The following is a 25919-nucleotide window of genomic DNA, read 5'->3' as shown; positions in this document are numbered from 1 at the left end:
TTCGGTCACGGAACGGGCAACGAACTTGACGTGACGGAACCCCTGGGCAAACTTGGGCCAGTATCAGGGACAAGGATCACTCAACGTACCTGCACGGGGGCAGCGCCGCCGAGGGGGAAGCAGTCAGATGAGCGACGACGGCGCACAGGCGGCCGGCAACTACTTGGGCCGCATGGTCGGCGGGGGGCGTTTCCAGCTCCGTTCACTGCTCGGCGCCGGTGGGATGGCCTCCGTCTATCTCGCCTACGACTCCGTGCTGGACCGGCAGGTCGCGGTCAAGACGCTGCACACCGAACTCGGCCGGGAGCAGTCCTTCCGCGAGCGGTTCCGCCGCGAGGCACAGTCGGTCGCCAAGCTGACCCACACCAACATCGTCTCCGTCTTCGACTCCGGCGAGGACGAGATCGACGGCGCTCTGGTGCCCTACATCGTCATGGAGTACGTCGAGGGCAAGCCGCTGCGCACGGTCCTGGACGAGGACATCGCGCAGTACGGTGCGATGCCCGCCGAGAAGGCGCTGAAGATCACCGGCGATGTGCTGGCAGCCCTCGAGGTCAGCCATGAGATGGGCCTCGTGCACCGGGACATCAAGCCCGGGAACGTGATGCTCACCAAGCGCGGCGTGGTCAAGGTCATGGACTTCGGCATCGCCCGCGCCATGCAGTCCGGTGTGACATCCATGACACAGACGGGCATGGTCGTCGGCACCCCGCAGTACCTCTCCCCGGAACAGGCCCTCGGCCGCGGGGTGGACGCCCGCTCCGACCTCTACTCGGTCGGCATCATGCTCTTCGAGCTGCTCACCGGGCGGCTGCCGTTCGACGCCGACTCGCCGCTGGCCATCGCCTACGCGCACGTCCAGGAGGAGCCGCCGACGCCCTCCTCCATCAACCAGTCCATCCCCCCGGCCGTGGACGCGCTGGTCGCCCGCACCCTGAAGAAGAACCCCAACGAGCGCTTCCCGTCCGCCGAGTCGATGCACGACGAGTGCAACCGCATCGGCGGCTCCGGAGTCGCCTCCGGGGCCTCGCCCATCATCATCAGCGGCGGTCCGCCCGCCAACAGCGGCGCGGGCGTGGGGCAGGCCGTCTTCCCACCGGTCGAGGCGGGCTCCCAGCCGCAGCACGGCGGGGTGCAGACCCCCTACCAGCCGCAGGGGCAGCCGGGGCCGTACAACAGCGGAGGGTTCGGGCCCTCCACCCCACCGCCGCCCACCCAGGCCTCCCCGGCACCCGCCCCCACCCCCGGCTACGGCTACCCGCAGTCGTCGTACGACGGCGGGGCCTCCACCCCGCCGCCCTACACGATCGGGGCCCCCGGCTCGGGTCCGGGCGGCGGCAACGGCGGCTCGGGCAAGAAGCCCTCGACCGGCGCCATGGTCGGTTACGGGCTGGCCGGCGTCGCGGTCATCGTCGCCCTGGTGTTCGTGATCATCGGGCTCACCAGCAGCGGGGACGACCCCGATCCCAAGCCCACCGCCAAGCCCAAGCCCACCCCCACCGCGGACGCCGGCGACGACGGAGGGGACAGCGGGGACGACGGCGGCTCGGACTCCGGCGGCTTCAAGGGCCCCGACAAGAGCCGCACCATCGACTCCACGAAGTGCACCGACGCCACCGAGTCCTACAGCGACAAGAGCAAGGTCATGGTCCCCGATCTGACGATCAAGGACCTCACCTCGGTGAAGGCCTGCCTGCGCGCCGCGGGGTGGAAGCTCGGTGAGGTGACCACGGAGGACGAGAACGTCTGGGGCAAGAACACCGTGCTGGAGCAGAGCCCCGACTCCCTCGACGACTTCGACCCCAAGAAGGACAAGATCGACCTGACCGTCTCCACCGGCCAGCCCGCCGACTGAGACCGGAGAGCGGCCCGTCGGCCCGATCCTGTCGGCCGCGGTCCCGCCGAAGGGGCGAGCCCCCTCCCACGAAGAGCTGTCTGCCCCCGGGCCCCGCCCGGGGGCAGCGTGCTGTTCAGTCCCGTGCCATCCGCCGCACCTCCACCACCCGGAACCGGCCGGAGACGAAGTCCCCGTCGCACAGCGTGCAGTTGGCCGCGGGATTGCCGCCCGAGCCGTGGAAATCGCTGAAGCCGGCCGTTTGATTGACGTAGACACCACCCGTCAGATTGAGCGAGAGCTGAGCGGGCTCGTCGAAGCACACCTCCTCCACCTGGCGCGCCACCTCCGCTGAGGTGGTGTACGCGGAGACCGTCATGGCGCCCTTGGCCTGCAAGGTGTTGCGCAGCAGCTCCAGCGCGTCCTCCGTGGAGCCGACGGCCACCGCGAAGGAGACCGGACCGAAGCACTCGTTCAGATACGCCGCCTCGGCCTCCGGCTTGGTGGCGTCCAGCTTGACCAGGGCGGGGGTGCGGACCGTGGCATCGGGGAACTCGGGGTTGGCCACCGCGCGGGAGGAGAGGGCCACCTCGCCCAGTGCGGGGGCCGCCTCCAGCCGCTCCCGCACCTGGTCGTTCACCAGGGCGCCCAGCAGCGCGTTGGCCCGTGCGTCGTCGCCGAGCAGCTTGTCGACCGCGCCGGCGAGGTCGGCCACCACCTCGTCGAAGGATTTGGGGCCGGACTCGGTGGTGATGCCGCCTGCCGGGATCAGCAGATTCTGCGGCGTCGTGCACATCTGGCCGCTGTAGAGGGACAGCGAGAAGGCGAGGTTGGCGAGCATGCCCTGGTAGTCGTCGGTGGAGTCGATGACGACCGTGTTGACCCCGGCCTTCTCGGTGTGCACCCGCGCCTGGCGGGCGTTGGCCTCCAGCCACTCACCGAAGGCGGAGCCCCCCGTGTAGTCGATCACGCGGATCTCCGGGCGGGTGGCCAGGTCCTTGGCGATGCCGTCGCCCTCCGCCTCGGCTGCCAGCGCCACCAGGTCAGCGTCGAAGCCGGCCTCCGCGAGCACCTCGCGGGCGATCCGGACCGTCAGGGCGAGCGGGAGCACCGCCCGTGGGTGCGGCTTGACCAGCACCGCGTTGCCGGTCGCGAGCGAGGCGAAGAAGCCGGGGAAGCCGTTCCAGGTGGGGAAGGTGTTGCAGCCGATCAGCAGGGCGATGCCGCGTCCGACCGGGGTGAACTCCTTGGTGACCCGCAGAGGTTCGCGCTTGCCCTGCGGCTTCTCCCAGTCGGTGCGCTCGGGGGTGCGCACCTGCTCCGCGTAGGCGTAGGCCACCGCTTCCATACCGCGGTCCTGCGCATGCGGGCCGCCCGCCTGGAAGGCCATCATGAAGGCCTGGCCGCTGGTGTGCATCACGGCCTGGGCGAACTCGTGGGTGCGGGCGCTGATCCGGGCCAGGATCTCCAGGCAGACCGCCGCGCGCGCCTCGGGTCCCGCCTTCCGCCAGGCCGGCAGGCCCCCGCGCATCACCGACAGCAGCGCGTCGACGGCGCCCTCGTCCGCGCGCGGGTAGGAGATGCCCAGCTCGAATCCGTACGGCGACACCTCGGTGGCCACCCATTCGCCGGAGACGGGCTGGCCGGGCAGCTCGAAGCGGCTGCCGCGCAGCGCGTCGAAGGCCGCCTTGCCCTCCTCGGCCGCCCCCTCGCCGTACGCCTTCGGGTGCTCGGGATGCGGGGTCCAGAACTCCCTGCTGCGGATCGCCTCCAGCGCGCGGTCCAGGGTGGGGCGGTGCTTGTCGATGAGCTGGGCAGTGGTCGTTCCGATGCCGGTGGTCACGCGGGACCAACTCCTCGCTGAGCTGGGACGGAATGCGGGTGGCGACGCCTTTGCCGCGGCCGCTCACCTGGTAGATACTGCTACCGAACGATCGGTCGGTGCAAGGGGGCCCGGAAACCTGTGGACAACTTCGACCGCCGCCCGGCGGACCCCGTCGGCGACCCGGCTAGCATCGGCCGCATGCCCACGGTCAAGCGCGACACCTACACGCCCGACTCGCTGCTCTCCGTCGCCGTGCGGGTGTTCAACGAGCGGGGCTACGACGGCACCTCGATGGAGCATCTGTCGCAGGCCGCCGGGATCTCCAAGTCCTCGATCTACCACCATGTACGGGGCAAGGAGGAGCTGCTGCGCCGGGGGATAAGCCGGGCGCTGGACGGACTGTTCGCGGTTCTGGAGGAGCCTCGGGCACGCGAGGGGCGCGCGGTGGAGCGGCTGGAGCACGTCACACGTCGCACCGTCGAGGTCCTGATGTCCGAGCTGCCGTATGTGACGCTCCTGCTGCGGGTGCGCGGCAACACCGAGACCGAGATCTGGGCGATGGCCCGGCGCCGCGAGTTCGACCAGCGGGTGGCCGAGCTGGTCAAGCAGGCGGCGGCCGACGGCGATCTGCGCTCCGACGTGGACGCGCGGCTCGCGACCCGGCTGCTGTTCGGCATGATCAATTCGATTGCCGAGTGGTACCGCCCCGACCGTGCCCCGCTCAACGGCGCCTCCGGCGGCAACTCCGCCGCCTCGACCGGTTCCGCCACCAGCGCCCAGGTCGCGGAGGCCGTCATCCGCACCGCCTTCGCCGGCCTGCGCACCCACTGACGCCTTCGCGGCGGCAGGAGTCTCACGGCTGCACGGCTTTTCGCGGCGGGACACTCGTGCCTTCGCGGCGCCGGGAGGCTACGGCGGCCCCGGCTCCAGGTCCGTCTCCTCGAACACCAGCAGCGTCCGGGTGCTCAGCACCTCCGGCATCGACTGGATGCGGGTGAGGACCAGATCCCGCAGCGCCCTGTTGTCGGAGGTGTGCACCAGCAGCAGCACATCGAAATCCCCGCTGACCAGCGCCATATGGGCCGCGCCCGGCAGCTCCTGGAGCTTCTCGCGGACGCTGCGCCACGAGTCCTGGACGATCTTGAGGGTGATGTACGCCGAGGCGCCGTGGCCCGCGCGCTCCTGGTCGATCCGGGCGCTGAAACCGCGAATCACCCCGTCGTCGATCAGCCGGTTGATGCGCGCGTAGGCATTGGCCCGGGAGACGTGCACACGTTCGGCGACGGAGCGGATGGAGGCCCGCCCGTCCGCGCGCAGCAACCGCAGGATGTCGCGGTCGATCGAGTCCAGCGGGCGGGCGGGAGACCGGTGCCCGGCCGGCTCCCCGACGGGCTCCGGCCCGCTGGCCATCTGTTCACCCCGCACGGTCCCTCGCCTCCCCTGGATGGACACTCTGCGGACATCGAACGGTTTTGCGGACCAGTTGTCCACAGGCGGAGGCCACCCGTAGCCAAAATGTGCCGGCGACCGAACAATCGGTAGGGGTGGCCGACTCGGTCACCGGCCCGGCCTGCCGGTGGTACGGCCATCGGCAGGCCGGTGCGCCAGGAGGCCGGTGTGTCAGGCGTACCCCGCCTGCCCGCGCCGCAGCCCACCCACGAGGAGGTGCTCGTCATGACGGTCCTAGAGCAGCCAGGTGCCTACGCCCCCGCCCCTCCCCCCTCGTGGCGCCCCCGTACGGACGCCGGGCCGCTGCTGCCCGACACCGAGCCGTACCGCGTCCTGGGGACCCGGGCGGCGGGCCGGCGGGAGGGCTCGGGCCCCGAAGCGGAGCTGCTGCGCCGGCTGTACGCGGCCGTGGTGCGCGGGCGGCGGTTCAACGAGCAGGCCACCGCGCTGACCCGGCAGGGCCGCCTGGCGGTCTATCCCTCGTCGCGGGGCCAGGAGGCGTGCCAGGTCGCCGCGGCGCTCGCGCTGCGCGAGCACGACTGGCTCTTCCCCAGCTACCGCGACACCCTCGCCGCCGTGGCACGCGGTCTGGACCCCGTGGAGGTGCTGTCCCTGCTGCGCGGCGACTGGCACCACGGCTACGACTCGCCCGGTACGCGGGTCGCGCCGCTGTGCACCCCGCTGGCCACCCAGCTGCCGCACGCGGTCGGGCTGGCCCACGCTGCCCGGCTCAAGGGGGACGAGGTGGCGGCGCTCGCGCTGGTCGGCGACGGCGGCACCAGCGAGGGCGACTTCCACGAGGCGCTCAACTTCGCCGCCGTCTGGCAGGCACCGGCCGTCTTCCTGGTGCAGAACAACGGCTTCGCGATCTCCGTGCCGCTGGCCAAGCAGACCGCGGCGCCCTCCCTGGCGCACAAGGCGGTCGGCTACGGCATGCCGGGACGGCTGGTGGACGGCAACGACGCGGTGGCGGTGCACGAGGTGCTGTGCGAGGCGCTGGACCGCGCCCGCGCGGGAGGCGGCCCCACCCTGGTGGAGGCGGTCACCTACCGGCTGGAGGCGCACACGAACGCCGACGACGCGACCCGCTACCGCACCGATGACGAGGTCGAGGCGTGGCGGGCGCACGATCCGGTGACGCTGTTGGAGCACGAGCTGCGCGGCCGCGGACTGCTGGATGAGGCGACCGTACGGGAAGCCGAGGAGGCGGCCGAGCAGCAGGCGGCGAAGCTGCGCGAGCGGATGCACCAGGACCCGTCCCTGGACCCGACCCAGCTGTTCGCGCACGTCTACGCGGAGCCGACACCGCAGCTGCGCGACCAGGCGGCTCGGCTGCGTGCCGAGCTCGCAGCGGGGGAGGAGACCCGATGAGCACAGCCACACGGCAGCCCGCGGCACAGCCGGTGGACCGCAAGCCCGCCACCATGGGGCAGGCGCTGGGCCGCGCCCTGCGGGACGCCATGGCCGACGATCCGGATGTGCACGTCTTCGGCGAGGACGTCGGCACCCTGGGGGGCGTCTTCCGGGTGACGGACGGGCTGGCCGCGCAGTTCGGTCCCGACAGGTGCACCGACACACCGTTGGCGGAGGCCGGGATCCTGGGCACGGCGGTCGGGATGGCGATGTACGGGCTGCGGCCGGTCGTGGAGATGCAGTTCGACGCGTTCGCCTATCCCGGGTTCGAGCAACTGGTCTCGCACGTCGCGCGGATGCGCAACCGCACGCGCGGCCGGATGCCGATGCCGCTGACGGTACGCGTCCCCTACGGCGGCGGCATCGGCGGCGTGGAGCACCACAGCGACTCCTCCGAGGCCTACTACATGGCCACCCCCGGACTGCACGTCGTCGCCCCGGCCACCGTCGCCGACGCCTACGGTCTGCTGCGCGCCGCCATCGCCTCCGACGACCCGGTCGTCTTCCTGGAACCGAAGCGGCTCTACTGGTCGAAGGCCGACTGGAACCCTCAGGAGCCGGACGCGGTGCCCGGCATCGGCAAGGCCGTCGTACGCCGGCGCGGCAGCTCCGCGACGCTGATCACCTACGGTCCGTCCGTACCGGTCTGTCTGGAGGCCGCCGAGGCGACGCGGGAGGACGGTGCGGAGGGCTGGGACCTGGAGGTGATCGACCTGCGCTCCCTGGTGCCGTTCGACGAGGAGACGGTCGCCGCCTCCGTACGGCGTACCGGGCGGGCAGTCGTGGTGCACGAGTCGCCCGGTTTCGCCGGTCCCGGCGGGGAGATCGCGGCCCGGATCACCGAGCGCTGCTTCCACCATCTGGAGGCGCCCGTGCTGCGCGTCGCCGGTTTCGACATCCCCTACCCGCCGCCGATGCTGGAGCAGCACCATCTGCCGGGAGTCGACCGGATCCTGGACGCCGTCGCCCGGCTCCAGTGGGAGAGCGACTACACCGAGAGCCCGGGCTCGGCCGAGGGCCGGGGCGGGGGTGTCGTGTGATGGGCGAGGTGCGCGAGTTCGCCCTGCCGGACCTGGGCGAGGGACTGACGGAGGCGACGGTCGTCAGGTGGCTGGTCGCCGTCGGTGACACCGTCCGGGTCGACGAGCCGGTCGTCGAGGTGGAGACGGCCAAGGCGCTCGTGGAGGTCCCCTGCCCCTACGCGGGGGTGGTGACCTCGCACGCCGCCGAGGAGGGCGCCGAGGTCGCCGTGGGAGCGCCGCTGGTCACCGTCGCGGTGAGCGCGGCCGACGGGACGCCCGTAGGCCGGGACCCGGATGCCGCCGGGCGGGCCACGGACGCCGCCGGGCGGGCCGAGCGATCCGGGCCCGGCCCCGCACCGGAGCCGGAGCACGTGGGCGGCTCGGGCAATGTGCTGGTCGGCTACGGGACGGCGCAGGCTCCGGGGCGGCGCCCCCGGGTCGCCCCCCGGCCACCCGGGGCGGGGGCAGGGGAGGAGCCCCGGTACGGCGCCGACCGGGGCACCCCCGCCCCCGGGGCGGGCCGAGCGGCCGCCGGGCACACCGTCCGGGGCGCGAACGGCGGCGCCGTCGGCCCCGTTCCCGTGATCTCTCCCCTGGTGCGCCGACTGGCCCGCGAACACGGCCTGGAGTTGCGCGGGATCGCGGGCAGCGGACCGGACGGGCTCATCCTGCGCGCCGACGTGGAGCGCGCCCTGCAGGCCGCACGGGAGAGCACCGCAGCCGGCACGCGGGAGGGGGCCGGCACCACGCAAAGGCCCGCCGCCCGGCGCGAGGAGCGCCGTATCCCGCTGCGCGGGATGCGCGGTACGGCGGCCGAACGGCTCTCGCGCAGCCGCGCCGAGATCCCGGACGCCAGCTGCTGGGTCGACGCGGACGCCACCGAACTCCTGGCCGCGCGCCGGGAGATGAACGCCGCCCCGGCCCACGGGCGGCCCGCGGCGCCCGTGTCGCTGCTCGCCCTGCTGGGCAGGGTGTGCACCGCTGCGCTGGCGCGCTTCCCGGAGCTGAACTCGACGGTGGACACCGGGACGCGCGAGATCGTGGTGCTGCCCGAGGTGCATCTGGGGTTCGCCGCGCAGACCGACAGAGGGCTCGTCGTCCCGGTCGTCCGCGACGCGCACACGTTGAGCGCCGAGCAGCTCACCACGGAGCTGGCCCGGCTCACCGAGGCGGCCCGTGCGGGCACTCTCACCCCGGCCGAGCTCACGGGCGGCACGTTCACCCTGAACAACTACGGCGTCTTCGGCGTGGACGGCTCGACCCCGATCATCAACCACCCTGAGGCCGCGATGCTCGGCGTCGGCCGCATCGCACGCAAGCCGTGGGTGGTCGACGACGAACTCGCCGTGCGCAGCGTCGTCCAGCTGTCCCTCACCTTCGACCACCGGGTGTGCGACGGGGGCGTCGCCGGCGGTTTCCTGCGCCATGTCGCGGACTGCGTGGAGCATCCGGCCAGACTGCTCCGTACGCTCTGAGGTGTGACGCAGGCTTCAGAACCGCCGCCGCCCGCCGCCGGGCCGCCCGACCGCCCGTACACCGCGCTCGTTCTCGCCGGTGGCGGGGCGAGGCGGCTGGGTGGGGCGGACAAACCGGCCGTCACGGTCGGCGGCAGGCCGCTGCTCGACCGCGTTCTGACGGCGTGTGCCGACGCGGCAGCCACAGTGGTGGTGGGCCCCCGCCGACCGACGTACCGCCCGGTGCTGTGGGCCCGCGAGGAGCCGCCCGGCGGTGGTCCGCTCGCGGCTGTCCAGGCGGGGCTGGACGCGCTGGCGTCGAGCGCGCGCCAGGGCGCGGCCCAGGCCGGTGCGGCGGCCGACAGCCCGGCCGTGGAACGGGACCCGGTACTCGTCGTCTCCGCGGATCTGCCCTTCCTGTCGCCGTCGGCGGTGCGTGCCCTGGTGGCCGTGCCGGACGGGTACGAAGGCACGATCGCGCACGACGGGCGCGACCAACCGCTGCTGGCCGCCTACCGCGTCGAACCGCTGCGCCGCGAACTCGCCCTGTTGCACATCGAGTACGGCACTGTGTCGAGTCTGCCGTTGCGCATGGTGCTGCAAGGGCTGATGCTGCACCGGGTGACCGCGCCCTCAGTCACCGCCGCCGCACTGGACTGCGACACCTGGGACGACATCGCCACAGCGAGGGCCCGCATCAGGGAGCATGAGACCGTGCTGGATGAATGGATCTCTGCGGTCAAGGCCGAACTCGGCGTCGAGCTCGACGTCGACACCTCAGGGCTGCTCGACCTCGCCCGGGACGCCGCACACGGTGTCGCCCGCCCCGCGGCGCCGCTCACCACCTTCCTGGTGGGTTACGCGGCGGCGCAGGCCGGCGGTTCGCCGCAGGACGTCGCGCGGGCCGCCGAGGCGGCGACCCGACTCGCCCGGCGCTGGGCCGACGAGACGGAGGCCCCGCCCGGCAACGGGACGGCGGACCCGCCCCGGAACACCCACGGCTTCGAGAACACCCACGGCTCTGAGAACACCGACCCGTCCGAGAACACCGACGACCGATGAGCGGCTCCGACGAACTCGATGAGGCCATCGCCCTCGCCAACAGCGGCCGTACCCGGCCCGAACCGCCCCCCGCACCGCGGCTGAAGCGCATCCGCCGCATCCAGTGGAGCGACAGCCCCGACAATGTCGGCAGCCCTGAGGACCCCGGAGACCCGGGCGGCCCCGGTGACGCGGTGGACGGCACAGCGCGGGCGCGGCAGGACCATCCCTCCGACCGGACGGCGGGCCCTGAAGGGCACGGCCGCCGCGGCGAAGGCGAACAGGCGGACGGCAGCGCACTGGGCGGCGGCGGCAGCGGCAGCGGCCGGGGCGGGCCCACTCCACCCGGGCACCCCGCCCAGGACCGCGGCCGGTCCCCGTACGACCCGCGGCAGCACTCCGCGCGGGCCTCGCAGCAGGAGTCGCAGCAGCAGCCGGAAAGCCCTACCCGCAGTGCGCACAAGCCGCCGCCCAGCTGGCCGGAGGCCGTCGCCGTGGCGTCCTCGGCCGCCACCGCGCTGCCCGCCGAGACCGTTCCCCTGCGGCACGCGCTGGGGCGCACTCTGGCGGCGCCGCTGCGTGCCCTGACCGATCTGCCGCCGTTCGACACCTCCGCGATGGACGGCTGGGCGGTGTCCGGGCCGGGGCCGTGGGAGCCGGCCCGTCGGCCGGACGGCACCGAGCGCCCCGGCATCCTGGCGGGCGACCGCAGCGAGCCGCCGCAGCTGGCCGACGGGGAGGCGGTCCGCATCGCGACCGGCGCCCGCATCCCGCCGGGCACCAGTGCCGTGCTGCGCTCGGAGGCGGCCGAGCGGACCGGTGCCCGGGTACGCACCGCCACTCCCCCGCAGCCCGGCACCGACATCCGCCCGCGCGGCCAGGAGTGCCGTACGGGCGACGAACTGCTCTCCTCCGGGCTGACCGTCACACCCGCCGTGCTCGGCCTGGCGGCGGCGGCCGGCTACGACGAACTGTCCGCCGTACCGCGCCCACGCACCGAGGTACTCGTCCTGGGGGACGAACTGCTGCACCGAGGTCTGCCGCACGACGGCCGCATCCGCGACGCGCTCGGACCGATGGTCGAGCCGTGGCTGACGGCCCTGGGCGCCGAGGTGACCGTCACCCGGCTGCTGGGGGACGACGCGGAAGCACTCCACGAGGCGGTGGCCACCACGACGGCCGATGTGGTCGTCACCACGGGCGGTACGGCGAGCGGGCCCGTCGACCACCTCCAGTCGACACTGCGCGACCTGGATGCCCGACTGCTGGTGCACGGTGTACGCGTCCGCCCGGGGCATCCGATGCTGCTGGCCGAACTGGGGCCCGTGGCAGCGCAGCAGAGCGCCGGAAAGCAGCCGCGGCACAGGTATCTGGTGGGGCTGCCCGGCAACCCGCTGGCGGCGCTCTCCGGGCTCGTCACGCTGGCCGCGCCGCTGCTGCGCGCGCTGGCGGGCCGCACCGGACCTCAGCCGCGGGAGGCCACGTTGGGTGCCGAGGTGTCCGGCCATCCGCAGGACACGCGACTGGTGCCCGTACGGTACGAGGGCTCCGGCATCCGGGCGCGTATCCGCCCGCTGCGGTACGCGGGCCCCGCCATGCTGCGCGGAGTGGCCTCCTGCCACGCGCTGGCCGTGGTGCCGCCCGGCGGCGGTGCGCCGGGCACGGACGTACCGGTGGTGGACCTGCCGTGGTGAAGCGCCCGAACGACCGTAGCCCGGACAACCGGCGCCGGGACGACCGGCGCCCGAACGACCGACGCCCGGACAGCCATCGGCCGGGCAGGCCCGGAAAGCGCCGCTCCTGGGCGGGCCGCGCGGGGGAGTCGCATGGTTCGGTGCTGCTGCCGCACGCCCACCTCAGCCCGCAGCGGCAGGTCGCCCGTCGGCTGCTGGCCGCACTCGTCGTCCTGTGGGTGACGGTGCTGCTGGTCTATCTGGACCGGGACGGCTATGCGGACAACGCCGACAACGACGTGTCGTTCCTGGACTGCGTCTACTACACCACCGTCACGCTCTCCACGACCGGCTACGGCGACATCACTCCGGCCTCCGACGGCGCGCGGCTGGTCAACGCTCTCGTCGTCACGCCGCTGCGCGTGCTGTTCCTGATCATCCTCATCGGCACCACGCTCGAAGCGCTGACGGACCGCACCCGTCAGCAGTGGCGCCTGAACCGCTGGAGGTCCGCGTTGCGCGACCACACTGTCGTCGTCGGATTCGGCACCAAGGGCCGCTCGGCCGTGCAGACCCTGCTGTCGACCGGATTGGGCCGCGCCCAGATCGTCGTCATCGACCCGCACTCGCAGGCCGTCAAGACGGCCACCGCGGAGGGGTTCGCCGGGATCGAGGGCGACGCGACCCGCAGCGAGGTGCTGATACGCGCCGAGGTGCAGCGGGCCAAGCAGATCGTGATCGCCCCGCAGCGGGACGACACCTCGGTGCTGGTGACGCTGACGGCACGGCAGCTCAACCCGCGCATCAACATCGTCGCTGCGGTACGGGAGGAGGAGAACGCGCCGCTGCTGCGGCAGTCGGGCGCCGACCAGGTGATCACCAGTGCCAGTGCCGCGGGCCGGCTGCTGGGCCTGGCGATGCTCAGTCCGAACGCCAGCTCGGTGATAGAAGACCTCATCCAGCAGGGCACCGGACTCGATCTCAAGGAGCGCCCCGTCACCAAGGCCGAGGCGGGGAACTCCCCGCGCGACTGCCCCGACCTGGTCGTCTCCGTCGTACGTGGTCACCGCATACTCGCCTTCGACGATCCCGAGGCCGCCACCCTGGAGCTCACCGACCGGCTGGTGGTCATCCACCGCGCCTCGCAACGGCGGCCCGAACCAGGCGCGGGGAGGGGCGAGTTGCGGTAGCGGACAGCAGCCCGCTTCTCACCCCTTCAGGTGACTGTGGTGCGCCTCGCGGGGCCGCGGCAGGGCCCAAACGTGACGATGACGCCATGGACCCGCCGCCCACCTGCCCCAACTGCCCCGAACGGCTCCTGTGGAAGGACACGCGCGAGACGGGGCCCGGCAAGGAGGACTCCTGGTTCTGGTTCTGCACGGGCTGCCACCAGGCGTATGTGCCGACCCCGGACCAGAAGCTCCGTTTCACCTACGCGGCTTGACCGGCTGCACCGGCTCGACCGGCTCGACCCGAGGCGCGGGCGGTGCGGGTAGCGTCGGCCGTATGCATGCGATCACGATTCCCGAACCCGGCGGCCCCGAGGCGCTGGTCTGGGCCGAGGTCCCGGACCCGGAGCCCGGAGAGGGCGAAGTCCTCGTCGATGTCGCGGCGAGCGCCGTCAACCGCGCCGACGTCCTGCAACGCCAGGGCTTCTACGACCCGCCGCCGGGCGCGAGCCCCTACCCCGGCCTGGAGTGTGCGGGCCGGATCTCGGCCGTCGGCCCCGGAGTGTCCGGCTGGTCGGTCGGGGACGCGGTCTGCGCGCTGCTGGGCGGTGGCGGCTACGCCGAGAAGGTCGTGGTGCCGTCCGGCCAGCTGCTGCCCGTGCCCGAGGGCGTGGACGTCACGCAGGCGGCCGGGCTGCCGGAGGTCACCTGCACGGTCTGGTCGAACGTCTTCATGGTGGCGCATCTGCGCCCCGGGGAGACACTGCTGGTGCACGGCGGCTCCAGCGGTATCGGCACCATGGCCATCCAGCTCGCCAAGTCGGTGGGCGCCCGGGTCGCGGTGACGGCGGGCACGCCGCAGAAGCTCCAGCGGTGCGCCGAACTGGGCGCCGATGTACTGATCAACTACCGCGAGCAGGACTTCGTCGAGGAGCTGCGCGCGGCGACCGACGGCGCGGGCGCCGACGTGATCCTCGACAACATGGGCGCCAAGTATCTGGAGCGGAACATCAAGGCTCTCGCGGTGAACGGCCGGCTGGCCGTCATCGGTATGCAGGGCGGCGCCAAGGGAGAGCTGAACCTGGGCGCGCTGCTGGCCAAGCGCGGGGCGGTGACGGCCACCTCGCTGCGGGCCCGGCCGCCGGCCGAGAAGGCGGCGATCGTGGCGGCCGTACGCGAACACGTATGGCCGCTGCTCTCGGACGGCCGGGTGCGCCCGGTGATCGACAGCACCGTGCCGATGCGCGAGGCGGCCCGCGCCCACCGCACGCTGGACGAGAGCACCCATATCGGCAAGATCCTGCTGACCACGGCGGGCTGAGGCCCGCACCGCGGCTCCACCCCACCCCTCGCCCGCCTGTCCCGTTCCGCGACGCGGGGGGCGGGGACCGGGGCGCTCGCTCCGTCACTCGATCCTCCTGTCCGAAATGCCGACTTTCACCCTTTATGTGACGCTGGTCTGGTCTGCGGACCATCCAGCTCGGAAGGGTCACGGTCGTGCGGCACACTCAGCGACGGAGCAGCACCCTCACCCTGTTGGCCTGCGCTTTTCTGGCTTTTCCCGCGCCTGTCGCCACCGCGGGGGACCACGCGGCACGCCAGCAGCCTCAGAAGCCCCGGGAGACCCGGGAGGCCGAAGCGGTGCCCGAGCGCACCTGGGCGCCCCTACCCGGAGCACCCGAGCCGCCCCGATCGCCCGACCACCCGCAGCTCTCCGAACTCGCCGGGCTCTCCGGGCGCTCCGGGCTCGCCGAGTCCCCGGGACTCCCCGGCAGCCCCGAGCCCCCCGAACTCCCCCAGCTCCCTGATCTCCCCGAGCTCCCCCAGGCGGGGTCGCAGCCCCCGCTGTCCGCCCCCGGACGCTCCTGGAGCCTCTCCAGCAGTTCGCTGCCCTTCCCCGACCGCCCCGGCTCCCGGGCACCCGGCGTCGGCCCCTGGCACAAGCCGCAGGTGAAGTGGGACATGCGCCAGGAGAAAGAGGACAGGGAGAAGGCCGAGCGGGAGGCCCAGCAGGAGCAGCGCGACGAGCGGGAGGCCCTGGAGCGCAAGGAGGAGCAGCGGGAGCGGCAGCGCCGGGAAGAGCGGCAGCTGGAGCAGCAAGCGCGGCAGGAGCAGCAGGAGCAGCGGCAGGGTCAGGAGGAGCGGGATCAGCAGCGGAAGCAGCAGAAGCGTGCCGAGGAGCGGCAACGGCGCGAACGGCAGGAAGCCCGCGAGGCCGACGAGGCTCGCCAAGCACGGGAAGACCGCGAGGCCCGCGAAGCACAGGAAGCCCGGGAAGCCCGGGAAGCCCGCGAAGCACAGGAGCGCAGGCAGCAGCAACGGGAGCGGCGGGAACGTGAGCGCCGGTCGGCCCAGACGCAGCAGCGGGAGAAGGAGCGCCGCGAGCGCATCCATCCCCCGAACGAGCAGTCCGGTCTGCGGCCCCCTTCCTCCTTCGGGAACCCGGTGGCTCCGCGCCCGTCCAGCCAGGCGATCGGCAAGCACGACCTGTACGCGTCCGACGAGACGGGACGGGGGGAGGCCGAGGGGCAGGGCGAACAGGTCGCAGCGCAGCCGTCCGGACAGGTGCTGCCCGTACTGCCGCTCGGAACGGGGCTGACGCTCATGGGGCTGGGGCTCGCCTTCCTCGCCCTGCGGCTGCGTCGCCACTGAGGTCCGCCCTGCTCGGCGTCGGCCGTCGGCTGGATGCAAAATGGGGGCATGACACAGCCGAGCAACGAGAAGTCGCAGGAGAGCCCGCAGGTCCTGGTCGTGGGCCCGGACGGGATGGCTCTCGGGGGTACCGGCGCCAAGGGTGGCGACGGCGAGGGCGATGAGCAGGCTGAGGTCCCCGTGACGGAAATGGTGGAACAGCCGGCGAAGGTCATGCGGATCGGCAGCATGATCAAGCAGCTGCTCGAGGAAGTGAAGGCGGCGCCGCTCGACGAGGCCAGCAGGGCGCGGCTGAAGGAGATCCACACCAGCTCGATCAAGGAGCTGGAGGACGGGCTCGCACCCGAACTGATCGAGGAGCTGGAGCGGCTCTCCCTCCCCTTCACGGAGGAGTCCACCCCCACCGACGCCGAGCTGCGCATCGCGCAGGCCCAGTTGGTCGGCTGGCTGGAGGGGCTCTTCCACGGCATCCAGACCGCGCTGTTCGCCCAGCAGATGGCGGCTCGCGCCCAGTTGGAGCAGATGCGCAGGGCGCTGCCGCCCGGTGTGGTGCCGGACGAGGGCGGTCAGCCCAACGAGGCGCATCACCGCACGGGTGGCCCCTATCTGTAGGCAGCTGCCGCAGGGCCCGGCCGTCCGTCAGCTCGGCCGGGCCAACCAGTGGTACAGCGCCATCGCCACGCTGGTGGCCAGGTTGTAGCTGGAGACCTGGGGGCGCATCGGGAGGGCCACCAGGCGGTCGGCACGGGCACGCAGCTGGTCGGAGAGCCCGCGCCGCTCCGAGCCGAAGGCCAGCATCGCCCCGGCGGGCACCGTCACCGAGCGCAGATCGGCACCCTCCGCGTCGAAGGCGAGCAGCGGACCGTCCGGCAGTTCTGCGACCGGGCGCCGCTCGACGTGTGTGGCGAAGTGCAGTCCGGCACCGGCCCGTACCGCCGCCGGGTGCCAAGGATCCACGTCACCGGTGGTGAGCACGCCGGCCGCGCCCGCACCGGCGGCCAGCCGGACGACGGCTCCCACGTTGCCGAGGTTGCGCGGATTGTCCAGGACGACGAGCGGCGCCTCCCGGTCGGGCGCCGCCGGTGAAGCGCCGATGTCCCGTAGCGCGAGCGCCGCGACTCCTGTGGGGTGCGGACGCGGCACCAGGGCACCCAGCGTCGTCCCGGGCACCTCGCGCAGCAGTCCTTCGAGCGTGCCGACCAGGTCGGGCGCCAGCTCAGCGGCCAGCGCGAGCGTGGCGCGGCGGTCGGTGGCGAGTGCGACCGGCACCCGGGCGCCGAACCGCAGCGCGTGTTTCAGCGCGTGGAAGCCGTCCAGCAGCACGCCCTCCGCCGCGTACCGCGCCCACTGGCCCTCCGCCGTCTCAGCCGTCACCCGGCCACCCTACGACCGCCAGGCGGGCCCGGACGCGGGGACCTTCGGGGCCTCGGCGGGCTGCTCGGGTGCGGGCTCGGGCGACCTGGGGCCGCCGCCGGGCATCAGGCGCCGCGCCCGGCCGCCGAGCGCGGTGGTGCGGCGGCCGAGCCACACCAGGAAGACCGTCGGGAGGAAGACCGCGTCGGCCGCGATCATCGCCAGCGAGAAGAACGGCAGTCCGAGCAGGACGGCGATGCTCAGATGCTCCAGGATCATGAAGGTCAGCAGCACGTTCTTCGCCCGCCGGTTGAGCAGGGTGAAGGGAAAAGCGACCTGGGTGGCGACGGTCCCGTAGGTGACCAGGAAGATCATCAGGCCGTTGCCCGCCAGCAGGTGGCTCAGCTCGGGCCAGGGCGTGAAGTAGTCCAGGTTCATCGGGTAGTAGACGGCTGTGCCGTCCTGCCAGCGGGTGCCCTGGATCTTGAACCAGCCCGCCGTCGAGTAGACCAGGCAGACCTCGATCATGATGACCAGCAGCACGCCGTTGTGCGCCAGGTTGGCGAGGATGTCGCACACGTCGCGCATCTCGCGCACCGCCGCGCCGCCGCGTACGGCTGCCCGGTTCACGGCCCACCACAGCCCGTGCACGGCCCACATCGCCCAGTAGAAGAGCGCCCAGCCGAGGCTGAAGCCACCGGCGACGGTGCTGCCCAGCAGTACGGCCCCGAAGACCGCCCACAGCACCACGCCCCCGGTGCCGCCGACGGTGCGCACCGGGCCGCTGCCGTCCCCGCTGCCGTCCCCGTCGGCGCCGCCGTCCCCATCGGCGCGCTTGGCCCGGCGCGCGTCCAGGGACCACACCTGCGCGCAGCGGGTGAAGACGAGGTACATCGCCATCAGATGGATGATGTTGTCCCCGCCGTCGCCCATGAAGACGCTGCGGTTCTGCAGCGAGAGCACCCCGACCATGAACAGCACGGTGGCGGCCCGGGTGTGCCAGCCGACCAGCACCGCCGCGGCAGCCGCCACGGCGACGAGGTAGACGAGCTGGAACCAGCTGTCGCTGCTGGACCACATCAGCACCGTGAAGGCGTCGTTGGTGTCGATCAGCTGCCGGGCCAGCCCCCAGGACCAGGGGCTGTCCGGACCGTAGAGCTCCTGCCGGTGCGGCCATTCGCGCAGCAGGAACAACAGCCACGCGGCGCCGAACCCGATCCGCACGATCGCCGTCTGGTACGGGCCGAGCGCCTGTGCGGTGACCCGGGACAGCCCACGCGAGACGCACCGCTCGATCCGCACCCGGGGGCCTTCCACTCCCATGTGCCGTCCCTCGTCCGTCACTTGCCGCCTCCCGGAAGGTCGGCGCTGGTGACCTGCCACCAGGGCTGCACGGCGTACCGGGGCTTCACATCGGCCCGCTCGTCACTCCACTCGGGCGGTGCGACCGGGGTGATGACGGAGCGCACCTGGATGCGCTCGACGCTGCCGCCGTTGAGTTCGGGTCCGAAGCGCAGCATCACGATGCGCTTGATGTACTGCTCGGAGAGCCGGCCGCGCAGTCCGAGGGGCTTGCCCTTCTCGTCGTGGTTGTCGACGTAGAACTCCCAGGCGCGGCGCAGTTCGTTCTGCTGGGTGTGGCTGGGGGCCGGATTGCCGTGGATGGCCTCGCCGTCCATCGCGGTGAGGTTGATCCAGCCGGTCGTCTCGGTGTCGCCGTCGGGCTTGGCGACGGTCGCCCGTGCGTGCACGGCGACGTTCTGCTGGAGAGGGTTGGGGGCGAACAGCTTCCAGTTGCGCTCGAACTCCGGGTAGACGTAGGAGTCGACGAGCTCCCCGTGCCGCTTGCTGATCGTGTTGTCCGGGGCCGTCTGCAGAAAGACCATCGCCACGTGGAACGCGATTCCGACCGTGACGACGGCCACGGATATCGCGACGAAGATCCGCGCGGGCAGCGAGAGCGCGGCGATCCCGCGCATGCCTTCCCCCCCGGGCGCCTGGTGCGCCGCTGGCTCCATGCCCTACCCCTGCTCCCCATGTTCTCCATGCCCATGACCGGGCCGGTCCGCCTCAGAGACTCTCAGAGGGTACTGGGGCCCGGGCGCCTGGCCCCGTCGGCCGGTGGTATTCGCTCTTGACAGCCCCGGAACCCGCACTCATCCTTGAACCGAACGATCGGTCGGTCGGTTGATGCCGAGGGATCAGGGGGCTTCATGACACCGGTGACATCGCCGCCGCACGGGCACGCGGCGGCTGCGGGAGCGAACGGGGCGCCCGGCGCCGACGGGCTCGACCCGGAGGCCGTGAGCGCCTTCCAGGCCGCCTTCGACACGGCCGTCGCCGCGGACGAGCGCATCGAGCCCCGGGACTGGATGCCGGACGCCTACCGCTCCACCCTCGTCCGCCAGATCGCCCAGCACGCACACTCCGAGATCATCGGAATGCAGCCGGAGGCCAACTGGATAGCCCGCGCCCCCTCGCTGCGCCGCAAGGCGATCCTGATGGCCAAGGTGCAGGACGAGGCAGGGCACGGCCTGTATCTCTACGGCGCGGCCGAAACGCTGGGCACCAGCCGCGAGGAGCTGCTCGACAAGCTGCACGCGGGCCGCCAGAAGTACTCCTCGATCTTCAACTACCCCACGCTGACCTGGGCGGACGTCGGGGCGATCGGCTGGCTGGTGGACGGCGCCGCCATCACCAACCAGGTGCCGCTGTGCCGCTGCTCCTACGGCCCCTATGCCCGCGCCATGGTCCGGATCTGCAAGGAGGAGTCCTTCCACCAGCGCCAGGGCTACGAACTGCTGCTGGCACTGACCCGGGGCACCGAGGCACAGCGTGCGATGGCACAGGACGCGGTGGACCGCTGGTGGTGGCCCTCGCTGATGATGTTCGGCCCCCCGGACGACGAGTCGGCACACAGCGCCCAGTCCATGGCGTGGAAGATCAAACGCCACTCCAACGACGAGTTGCGCCAGCGCTTCGTGGACATCTGCGTACCTCAGGCGGAGGCGCTGGGCCTCACCCTTCCCGACCCCGACCTGCGCTGGAACGAGGAGCGGGGCCACTGGGACTTCGGCGCCATCGACTGGCGGGAGTTCCGAGAGGTGCTCAAGGGCAACGGACCCTGCAACGAGCAACGGCTGGAACAGCGCCGCAGGGCACATGAGAACGGCGCCTGGGTCCGCGAGGCGGCCGCGGCCCACGCCGCCAAACAGTCGGCTCGCGCGTCCCAGGACGGCGCGTCCCGGACAGCGAGGAGTGAGCCATGAGCACCGACTGGCCCCTGTGGGAGGTCTTCGTCCGCAGCAGGCGCGGCCTCTCGCACACCCACGCGGGAAGCCTGCACGCCCCCGACGCCCAGATGGCCCTCCGCAACGCGCGGGACCTGTTCACCCGACGCAGCGAGGGCGTCTCCTTGTGGGTCGTCCCCTCCAGCGAGATCACCGCCTCCTCGCCGGACGAGAAGGACCCCTTCTTCGAGCCCGCCGCCGACAAGGCCTACCGCCACCCGACCTTCTACGAGGTCCCGGAGGGGGTGCGCAACCTGTGACGTCTACAGCACCGCCGACCCCGGCCACCCTCCCGCTCGGCGACGACGCGCTGATCCTCTCCCACCGCCTCGGCGAGTGGGCGGGCCACGCCCCGGTCCTGGAGGAGGAGGTGGCGCTGGCCAACATCGCGCTGGATCTGCTGGGCCAGGCCCGCGCGCTCTACACCGGGCTCGCGGACGTACTGGGCAGCGAGGACGAGATCGCCTTCCTACGGGAGGAGCGCGCCTTTCGCAACTGCCAGTTGGTGGAGCAGCCCAACGGGGACTTCGCCCACACCATCGTGCGGCAGCTGTTCTTCTCCACCTACCAACAGCCGCTCTACGCCCGGCTGTCCCCGGTGCTGCCCCTCGCGGCCAAGGCGGTCCGCGAGACGGCCTACCACCGCGACCACGCCGAGCAGTGGACCCTGCGGTTGGGTGATGGCACCGAGGAGAGCCACGGCCGTACGCAGCGTGCCGTCGACACGCTGTGGCGGTACACGGGTGAGCTGTTCCAGCCGATCGAGGGCCTGGAGGTGGACTGGCAGGAGCTGGCCGAGGAGTGGAGCGCAGGCGTCCGCGACGTCTTCGACCGCGCCGGGCTCACCGTCCCCGAGGGGCCACGCGAGGGCGCCTGGTCCGCCGGGGCGGGCCGCCAGGGGCTGCACACCGAACCGTTCGGCCGGCTGCTCGCCGAGATGCAGCATCTGCACCGCAGCCACCCGGGGGCGACATGGTGACCGCCTCCACCACCGCACGGGACAGCCGTGCACCGGACGGCTCCACGACGGACGGCTCCACGACGGACGGCTCCACGTCGGACGGCTCCGCGACGCAGGACGCCGCCCGGGTGGCGTCCCTCGCCGAGCTGGCCGGTTCCGTCCTCGATCCGGAGCTGCCGGTGATCACCCTCGCCGAGCTGGGGGTGCTGCGCGGGGTGGCGGAGCCGGAGCCCGGGCACGTGCTGGTCGAGCTGACCCCGACCTACACCGGCTGCCCCGCGATCGAGGCGATGGCGGCCGACATCGAGCGGGTGCTGCGCCAGGAGGCGGGCGCCGAGCAGGTCGAGGTCCGTACGGTCTTCTCCCCGCCCTGGTCGAGCGACGACATCAGCGAGGAGGGCCGCCGCAAGCTCGCGGAGCACGGTGTCGCGCCACCGCGTGCGGGAGCCGGTGCGGCCGCTCCTGTGCTGGTCGGCCTCTCCCCTACGCGCCATACGGCCTCGTCGCCGCAGCAGCCTCCCGCGCCGGAGCCGGAGCCGGTGCGCTGCCCGCACTGCGGGAGCGCGGAGACGGAGTTGCTCAGCCGGTTCTCCTCCACCGCCTGCAAGGCCCTGCGGCGCTGCACGACCTGCCGGGAGCCGTTCGACCACTTCAAGGAGGTCTGAGGGTGCCTGCCTTCCACCCGCTGCGCATCCGCTCGGTCGAGCGGCTGACCGACGACTCGGCCGCGCTCACCCTCGACGTCCCGCCCGAGCTGCGCGAGACCTTCGGCTACGCGCCCGGCCAGCACCTCACCCTGCGGCGGGTGGACGAACGCGGCGAAGAGGTCCGCCGGACCTACTCGCTGTGCGACCCGGCCCGGTCCCGCCCCGCGACGCTGCGGGTGGGGATCCGGCTGGTGGAGGGCGGCGAGTTCTCGACGTACGCGCTCAAGGAGCTGACCGAGGGCGGCACCGTCGAGGCGCTGCCCCCCATGGGCCGCTTCGTACTGGAGCCCCGCCCGGGCCGGTTCGCCGCCGTGGTGGGCGGCAGCGGCATCACGCCCGTGCTGTCCATGGCCGGCACGCTGCTGGCCCGGGAGCCCGAGACTCGCTTCTGCCTGATACGCAGCGACCGCACCACGGCCTCGACGATGTTCCTGGAGGAGGTCGCCGACCTCAAGGACCGCTGTCCCGACCGCTTCCACCTGGTGACGGCCCTCTCCCGCGAGGAGCAGCACGGCGGGCTGCCCTCCGGCCGGCTGGACGAGAAGCGGCTGACCGCGCTGCTGCCCGCTCTCCTGTCCGCGCCCGGGGTACGGGAGATGGACGGCTGGTATCTGTGCGGCCCGCTGGGGCTGGTGGAGGGCGCGGCCAAGGCGCTGCGGGTGCTGGGCGTGCCACGGGAGCGGATCCATCAGGAGATCTTCCACGCGGACGCGGCCATCGCGGCGCAGCCGCAGCCGCCGGGTGCCCGAGCGGTGTCCGGTTCCGCCACGGTGAGCGCCACTTTGAGCGGGCGTGGCGGGAGTTGGCCCGTGCGGGAGGGGGAGACCCTGCTGGAGACGGTGCTACGGAACAGGACCGACGCCCCGTACGCCTGCAAGGGCGGGGTGTGCGGCACCTGCCGGGCCCGGCTGCTGGGCGGGGAGGTCCATATGGACCGCAACTTCGCCCTGGAGCCGGAGGAGTTGGAGGCGGGGTACGTGTTGGCGTGCCAGTCGCACCCGCTCACCGAGAAGGTGGAGGTCGACTTCGACGCATGAGGGAGCTCCCGCAGCCCCCCGCAGCTCCCCCAGCCCGATGCCCGCACGCACCTGCCTCTGGCGAACTCCACCACGTCGCCCTAACCTGACGAGGCGTCAGTTCTCATTCCGTCCCACCACCCCCTTCCACTCAAGGGGCGACCCGGGGGAGAGCGCCATGGACTTCAGCTTCAGCGAAGAGCAGCAGGCGGCCCAGGAAGCCGCCGCAGCCGTCTTCTCGCAGGTGTCGCCCGACGCCGTACCGAGTCCGGCACTGACCCGGGGAGCGGTCGCCGAGGACTTCGACCGGCCGCTGTGGCAGCGGCTGGCGCGGGCCGACCTGCTCGGCCTCGCCGTGCCGCCCGAGCACGGTGGGCTGGGGCTCGACCCGGTGGCGCTGTGTCTGGTGCTGCGCGAGGCGGGCCGCGTGCTGGCGCGCGTACCGCTGCTGGAGACCAGCGCGGCAGCCTTCACCCTCGCCGCCCACGGCAGCGAGGAGTTGCGCTCCGCGCTGCTCGGGCGCATCGCGACGGGCGAGTTGGCCGTCACCGTCGCCGGACAGGGCCGCACGGGCCACGAGCCGGCCGATCACGCCGTGACGGCCCACGCGGCGCCCGGCGGGACCGGCTGGATCCTGGAGGGCGTACAGACCGCGGTGCCGTGGGCGGCGACGGCCGACCTCGCCATCGTCCCGGCGCGTACGGCCGAGGGCCGCCCGCTGCTGGCCTGCGTCTCCCCCACGGAGACCGCGGGCGTCTGTCTGGCCGAGCAGACGTCCACCAACGGTGAGCGCTACGCCGAGCTGCGGCTGGACGCGGTGCGCGTACCGCCGCACGAGGTCGTCGAAGCGCCGGAGGCACCGGGTCGACTGCACCGGCTGCTGGCCACCGGCACCTGTGCGCTTGCACTGGGCCTCGGCAGCCGGGTCCTGGAGATGACCAGCGAGTACGTCAGCCGTCGCGAGCAGTTCGGGTTCCCGATCGCCACGTTCCAGGCGGTCGCCGTCCAGGCGGCCGACCGCTACATCGACCTGCGCGCGATGGAGGCCACTCTCTGGCAGGCGGCCTGGCGGCTGGAGCCGGCCGATGTGGCGGTCGCCAAGATGTGGGCGGCCGACGGGGTACGCAGGGTGGTGCAGACGGCGCAGCATCTGCACGGCGGCATGGGCGCGGACACCGAGTATCCGCTGCACCGCTTCCACGCCTGGGCCAAACAGTGGGAGCTCTCTCATGGGTCGGCCGCAGCCCATGAGGAAGCCCTCGCGGACCTGCTGGCCACCGGTTGATTCCGCTGAGGGGGTGCCCCTGACGGGGCGCGTCCGCCTCCCCGGCCTCCGGCCTGGAGGCGCCCTCAAGGGGAAGGGCGGCTCCTAGCGCACGGATGCCGCGTCCGTGTCGCCCTCCAGGGGCCGTCCCGCGCTCTGCCAGGCGAGCATGCCGCCGTCGACGTTCACCGCGTCCACGCCCTGCTGGAGGAGGTAGGCCGCGACCTGGGCGGACCGGCCGCCGACCCGGCAGACGACGTACACCCGCTCGCCCTCGCCCAGCCGCTCGGTCAACTCGCCCTGCCGCGCGACGAACTCGCTCATCGGGATGTGCAGTGCGCCGGGAGCGCGCCCGGCGGCCCACTCGTCGTCCTCGCGTACGTCCAGCAGCAGCGCGTCGGCCGGTACGGAGGCGACGTCCGTCTGCGGCACCTGCCCGGGAAGGGCGTTCATCCTTGCTCTCCCTCTCTCAACCGGGCGAGCTCGCGCTCGCGCTCGGCCACCTGCCCGAGCAGTTGCTCGGCGATCTCTTCCAGCAGCGCGTCGGGGTCGTCGGGCGCCAGCTTCAGCATGGCTCCGATCGCGCTCTCCTCCAGCTCCGCGGCCATCTCCGCGAGCATCTCCTTGCGCTGCGCCAGCCACTCCAGCCGTGCGTACAGCTCCTCGCTACGCAGCAGTTCGGCCATGGGCTCGGGCAGCGGTCCCGCTTCCCACTCCTCGGCGAGCGCGGCGAGCGCGGGCGCGTCACCGTCCGCGTACGCCTTGTTCACCCGCACGAGAAACGCCTCCCGCCGCTCGCGCTCCGCGTCGTCCTGGGCGAGGTCGGGGTGGGCCTTGCGGACCAGGTCCCGGTAGGCCTTGCGGGCCTCCTCGCTGGGCCGTACCCGGCTCGGCGGGCTGACCGGCTGCTCGTTGAGCATCGCCTGGGCCTCGGGAAGCATGCCGTTGGAGTCGATCCAGCCGAAGAACAGCTCGTCGACCTTCGGCATCGGCAGCACGGCGCCGCGCGCCGCGTCGGCCTTGCGGATGTCCTCGGGGTCGCCGGTGCGGGCCGCGACCGCCTCCGCGATCTGCGCGTCCAGCTCGTCGAGCCGGGCGTAGACGGGGCCGAGCCGCTGGTGGTGCAGCCGGGAGAAGTTCTCCACCTCGACCCGGAAGGTCTCGACCGCGATCTCGTACTCGATCAGTGCGGCCTCCGCGGCCCGTACGGCCTTTTCGAGGCGCTCGGTACCGGGCTCTTCGCTCGCCTGCGGCCTTCCACTCGCCGGCGACTCTTCGCTCGCCTTCGGGTCTTCGCTCGCGCCCGGATCTTCGCTCGCCCGGGCGGGGGAGTTGGCGTTCATCGCCACCACCCTACGACCGCCGCGTCCCGACTCAATCCCGGAACGCCTCCGGGCAGGTGGCGGCGGACTCCGGCAGGTGGCCGTCCGCCCAGCGGGTGAGCTCGACCATGGCGGGCTTCAGCGCGTGCCCGGAGTCGGTGAGGCTGTAGCTGACCCGCAGCGGCGGGCCCTCTTCCACGGACCGGGTGACCAGGCCGAAGGAGGCCAGCTCGGTGAGCCGGTCGGAGAGCATCCGCTCGCTGATGCCCGGTACGGCACGGCGCAGCTCGGCGAAGTGACCCGGGCCGCTCATCAAGGCGGCCAGGATCAGTCCCGTCCACCGCTTTCCGAGCAGATGGAAGACGCGCGTGATGGCGCTCTCCGGCTCGGTGCAGGCCGCAGCGGCCGGGGCGCGCTCAGGCGGCAGGTCACGCCTCTCTCCAAGCTCTGACATGACACCAGGGTACTGCTCAC

The 25919-nt window shown here is 72.7% G+C and carries 26 protein-coding genes; 18 read left to right on the top strand and 8 right to left on the bottom strand.

Annotated features, from left to right (window positions below; translation table 11 throughout):
• Positions 1-127: 127 nt before the first annotated feature.
• Positions 128-1855: a protein kinase domain-containing protein gene (locus tag JW613_RS04430; RefSeq protein WP_209209386.1), complete on the top strand. Its 1728-nt coding sequence runs from the start codon at positions 128-130 to the stop codon at positions 1853-1855.
• A gap of 115 nt (positions 1856-1970) precedes the next feature.
• On the opposite strand, the gene paaN is transcribed toward JW613_RS04430, so the two are convergent.
• Positions 1971-3677 carry a phenylacetic acid degradation protein PaaN gene (paaN, locus tag JW613_RS04425; protein WP_209209385.1) on the bottom strand — a complete coding sequence of 569 codons (1707 nt, stop codon included), beginning with the start codon at positions 3675-3677 and terminating at the stop codon, positions 1971-1973.
• A gap of 180 nt (positions 3678-3857) precedes the next feature.
• Between paaN and JW613_RS04420 the strand changes: the two genes are divergently transcribed.
• The gene (locus JW613_RS04420; RefSeq protein ID WP_209209384.1) at positions 3858-4490 is read left to right on the top strand and encodes a TetR/AcrR family transcriptional regulator; all 633 of its coding nucleotides are present in this window, start codon (positions 3858-3860) and stop codon (positions 4488-4490) included.
• A gap of 78 nt (positions 4491-4568) precedes the next feature.
• On the opposite strand, the gene JW613_RS04415 is transcribed toward JW613_RS04420, so the two are convergent.
• Positions 4569-5069 (bottom strand): Lrp/AsnC family transcriptional regulator, encoded by a 501-nt coding sequence (locus JW613_RS04415; RefSeq protein WP_209209383.1) that lies wholly within the window; start codon positions 5067-5069, stop codon positions 4569-4571.
• A 264-nt stretch (positions 5070-5333) separates the two neighbouring features.
• Here JW613_RS04415 and pdhA point away from each other — a divergent pair, with 264 nt between their 5' ends.
• From pdhA to JW613_RS04365, 10 genes are all read left to right on the top strand, one after another.
• Positions 5334-6479 (top strand): pyruvate dehydrogenase (acetyl-transferring) E1 component subunit alpha, encoded by a 1146-nt coding sequence (gene pdhA, locus JW613_RS04410; protein WP_209209649.1) that lies wholly within the window; start codon positions 5334-5336, stop codon positions 6477-6479.
• On the top strand, positions 6476-7561 hold the full coding sequence (locus JW613_RS04405) for an alpha-ketoacid dehydrogenase subunit beta (protein ID WP_209209382.1): 1086 nt from the start codon (positions 6476-6478) through the stop codon (positions 7559-7561). The genes pdhA and JW613_RS04405 overlap by 4 nt, the downstream gene beginning before the upstream one ends.
• Positions 7561-9018 carry a dihydrolipoamide acetyltransferase family protein gene (locus tag JW613_RS04400; protein WP_209209381.1) on the top strand — a complete coding sequence of 486 codons (1458 nt, stop codon included), beginning with the start codon at positions 7561-7563 and terminating at the stop codon, positions 9016-9018. Before JW613_RS04405 ends, JW613_RS04400 begins: the two co-directional genes overlap by 1 nt.
• 3 nt (positions 9019-9021) lie before the next feature.
• Positions 9022-10059, top strand: a complete 1038-nt coding sequence (locus JW613_RS04395) for a DUF6457 domain-containing protein (RefSeq protein WP_209209380.1) — start codon at positions 9022-9024, stop codon at positions 10057-10059.
• A complete protein-coding gene (locus JW613_RS04390; protein ID WP_209209379.1) occupies positions 10056-11732 on the top strand; it encodes a molybdopterin molybdotransferase MoeA in 1677 nt (558 codons plus the stop codon). The genes JW613_RS04395 and JW613_RS04390 overlap by 4 nt, the downstream gene beginning before the upstream one ends.
• A 140-nt stretch (positions 11733-11872) precedes the next feature.
• On the top strand, positions 11873-12901 hold the full coding sequence (locus tag JW613_RS04385) for a potassium channel family protein (RefSeq protein WP_209209648.1): 1029 nt from the start codon (positions 11873-11875) through the stop codon (positions 12899-12901).
• Between the two features lie 86 nt (positions 12902-12987).
• Positions 12988-13155 carry a hypothetical protein gene (locus JW613_RS04380; protein WP_019356801.1) on the top strand — a complete coding sequence of 56 codons (168 nt, stop codon included), beginning with the start codon at positions 12988-12990 and terminating at the stop codon, positions 13153-13155.
• Positions 13156-13217: 62 nt separating this feature from the next.
• A complete protein-coding gene (locus JW613_RS04375; RefSeq protein ID WP_209209378.1) occupies positions 13218-14201 on the top strand; it encodes an NAD(P)H-quinone oxidoreductase in 984 nt (327 codons plus the stop codon).
• Positions 14202-14377: 176 nt separating this feature from the next.
• Positions 14378-15532, top strand: a complete 1155-nt coding sequence (locus JW613_RS04370; protein WP_209209377.1) for a hypothetical protein — start codon at positions 14378-14380, stop codon at positions 15530-15532.
• A gap of 48 nt (positions 15533-15580) precedes the next feature.
• Positions 15581-16144 (top strand): bacterial proteasome activator family protein, encoded by a 564-nt coding sequence (locus tag JW613_RS04365; RefSeq protein ID WP_209209376.1) that lies wholly within the window; start codon positions 15581-15583, stop codon positions 16142-16144.
• Between the two features lie 27 nt (positions 16145-16171).
• Here JW613_RS04365 and JW613_RS04360 read toward each other — a convergent pair whose 3' ends face one another.
• The 3 genes from JW613_RS04360 to JW613_RS04350 are packed head-to-tail and all read right to left on the bottom strand — an operon-like array spanning position 16172 to position 18864.
• Entirely contained in the window at positions 16172-16906 is a 735-nt protein-coding gene (locus JW613_RS04360; protein WP_209209375.1) for a TrmH family RNA methyltransferase, read from the bottom strand.
• A gap of 9 nt (positions 16907-16915) precedes the next feature.
• Entirely contained in the window at positions 16916-18208 is a 1293-nt protein-coding gene (locus tag JW613_RS04355; RefSeq protein WP_209209647.1) for an HTTM domain-containing protein, read from the bottom strand.
• 17 nt (positions 18209-18225) lie between these two features.
• Positions 18226-18864, bottom strand: a complete 639-nt coding sequence (locus JW613_RS04350) for a DUF5819 family protein (protein ID WP_245225008.1) — start codon at positions 18862-18864, stop codon at positions 18226-18228.
• A gap of 234 nt (positions 18865-19098) precedes the next feature.
• On the opposite strand from JW613_RS04350, the gene paaA reads away from it, so the two are divergent.
• The 6 genes from paaA (at position 19099) to JW613_RS04320 (ending at position 24144) form a co-directional block, all read left to right on the top strand.
• Complete coding sequence (gene paaA / locus JW613_RS04345; protein WP_209209373.1) at positions 19099-20154, top strand: 1,2-phenylacetyl-CoA epoxidase subunit PaaA; 1056 nt, start codon at positions 19099-19101, stop codon at positions 20152-20154.
• A complete protein-coding gene (gene paaB, locus JW613_RS04340; RefSeq protein WP_209209372.1) occupies positions 20151-20435 on the top strand; it encodes a 1,2-phenylacetyl-CoA epoxidase subunit PaaB in 285 nt (94 codons plus the stop codon). Before paaA ends, paaB begins: the two co-directional genes overlap by 4 nt.
• Complete coding sequence (paaC, locus tag JW613_RS04335; RefSeq protein WP_209209371.1) at positions 20432-21154, top strand: 1,2-phenylacetyl-CoA epoxidase subunit PaaC; 723 nt, start codon at positions 20432-20434, stop codon at positions 21152-21154. The genes paaB and paaC overlap by 4 nt, the downstream gene beginning before the upstream one ends.
• The gene (paaD, locus tag JW613_RS04330) at positions 21148-21801 is read left to right on the top strand and encodes a 1,2-phenylacetyl-CoA epoxidase subunit PaaD (RefSeq protein ID WP_209209370.1); all 654 of its coding nucleotides are present in this window, start codon (positions 21148-21150) and stop codon (positions 21799-21801) included. The genes paaC and paaD overlap by 7 nt, the downstream gene beginning before the upstream one ends.
• Positions 21802-21803: 2 nt before the next feature.
• On the top strand, positions 21804-22880 hold the full coding sequence (locus tag JW613_RS04325; RefSeq protein WP_209209369.1) for a 2Fe-2S iron-sulfur cluster-binding protein: 1077 nt from the start codon (positions 21804-21806) through the stop codon (positions 22878-22880).
• Between the two features lie 157 nt (positions 22881-23037).
• Entirely contained in the window at positions 23038-24144 is a 1107-nt protein-coding gene (locus JW613_RS04320) for an acyl-CoA dehydrogenase family protein (RefSeq protein ID WP_209209368.1), read from the top strand.
• A gap of 84 nt (positions 24145-24228) precedes the next feature.
• Here the strand turns inward: JW613_RS04320 and JW613_RS04315 are convergent, their stop codons facing one another.
• From JW613_RS04315 to JW613_RS04305, 3 genes are read right to left on the bottom strand one after another with little or no spacing between them, the layout of a single operon-like run.
• Complete coding sequence (locus tag JW613_RS04315; protein WP_099882878.1) at positions 24229-24576, bottom strand: rhodanese-like domain-containing protein; 348 nt, start codon at positions 24574-24576, stop codon at positions 24229-24231.
• Entirely contained in the window at positions 24573-25466 is an 894-nt protein-coding gene (locus tag JW613_RS04310) for a J domain-containing protein (RefSeq protein ID WP_209209367.1), read from the bottom strand. Before JW613_RS04310 ends, JW613_RS04315 begins: the two co-directional genes overlap by 4 nt.
• Before the next feature lie 31 nt (positions 25467-25497).
• Complete coding sequence (locus JW613_RS04305; RefSeq protein ID WP_245225007.1) at positions 25498-25899, bottom strand: winged helix-turn-helix transcriptional regulator; 402 nt, start codon at positions 25897-25899, stop codon at positions 25498-25500.
• Positions 25900-25919 lie beyond the last annotated feature (20 nt).

Source organism: Streptomyces smyrnaeus (genome assembly GCF_017676345.1).
GTDB classification, from domain to species: domain Bacteria; phylum Actinomycetota; class Actinomycetes; order Streptomycetales; family Streptomycetaceae; genus Streptomyces; species Streptomyces smyrnaeus.
This window is presented reverse-complemented; position numbering and strand designations above follow the sequence as displayed.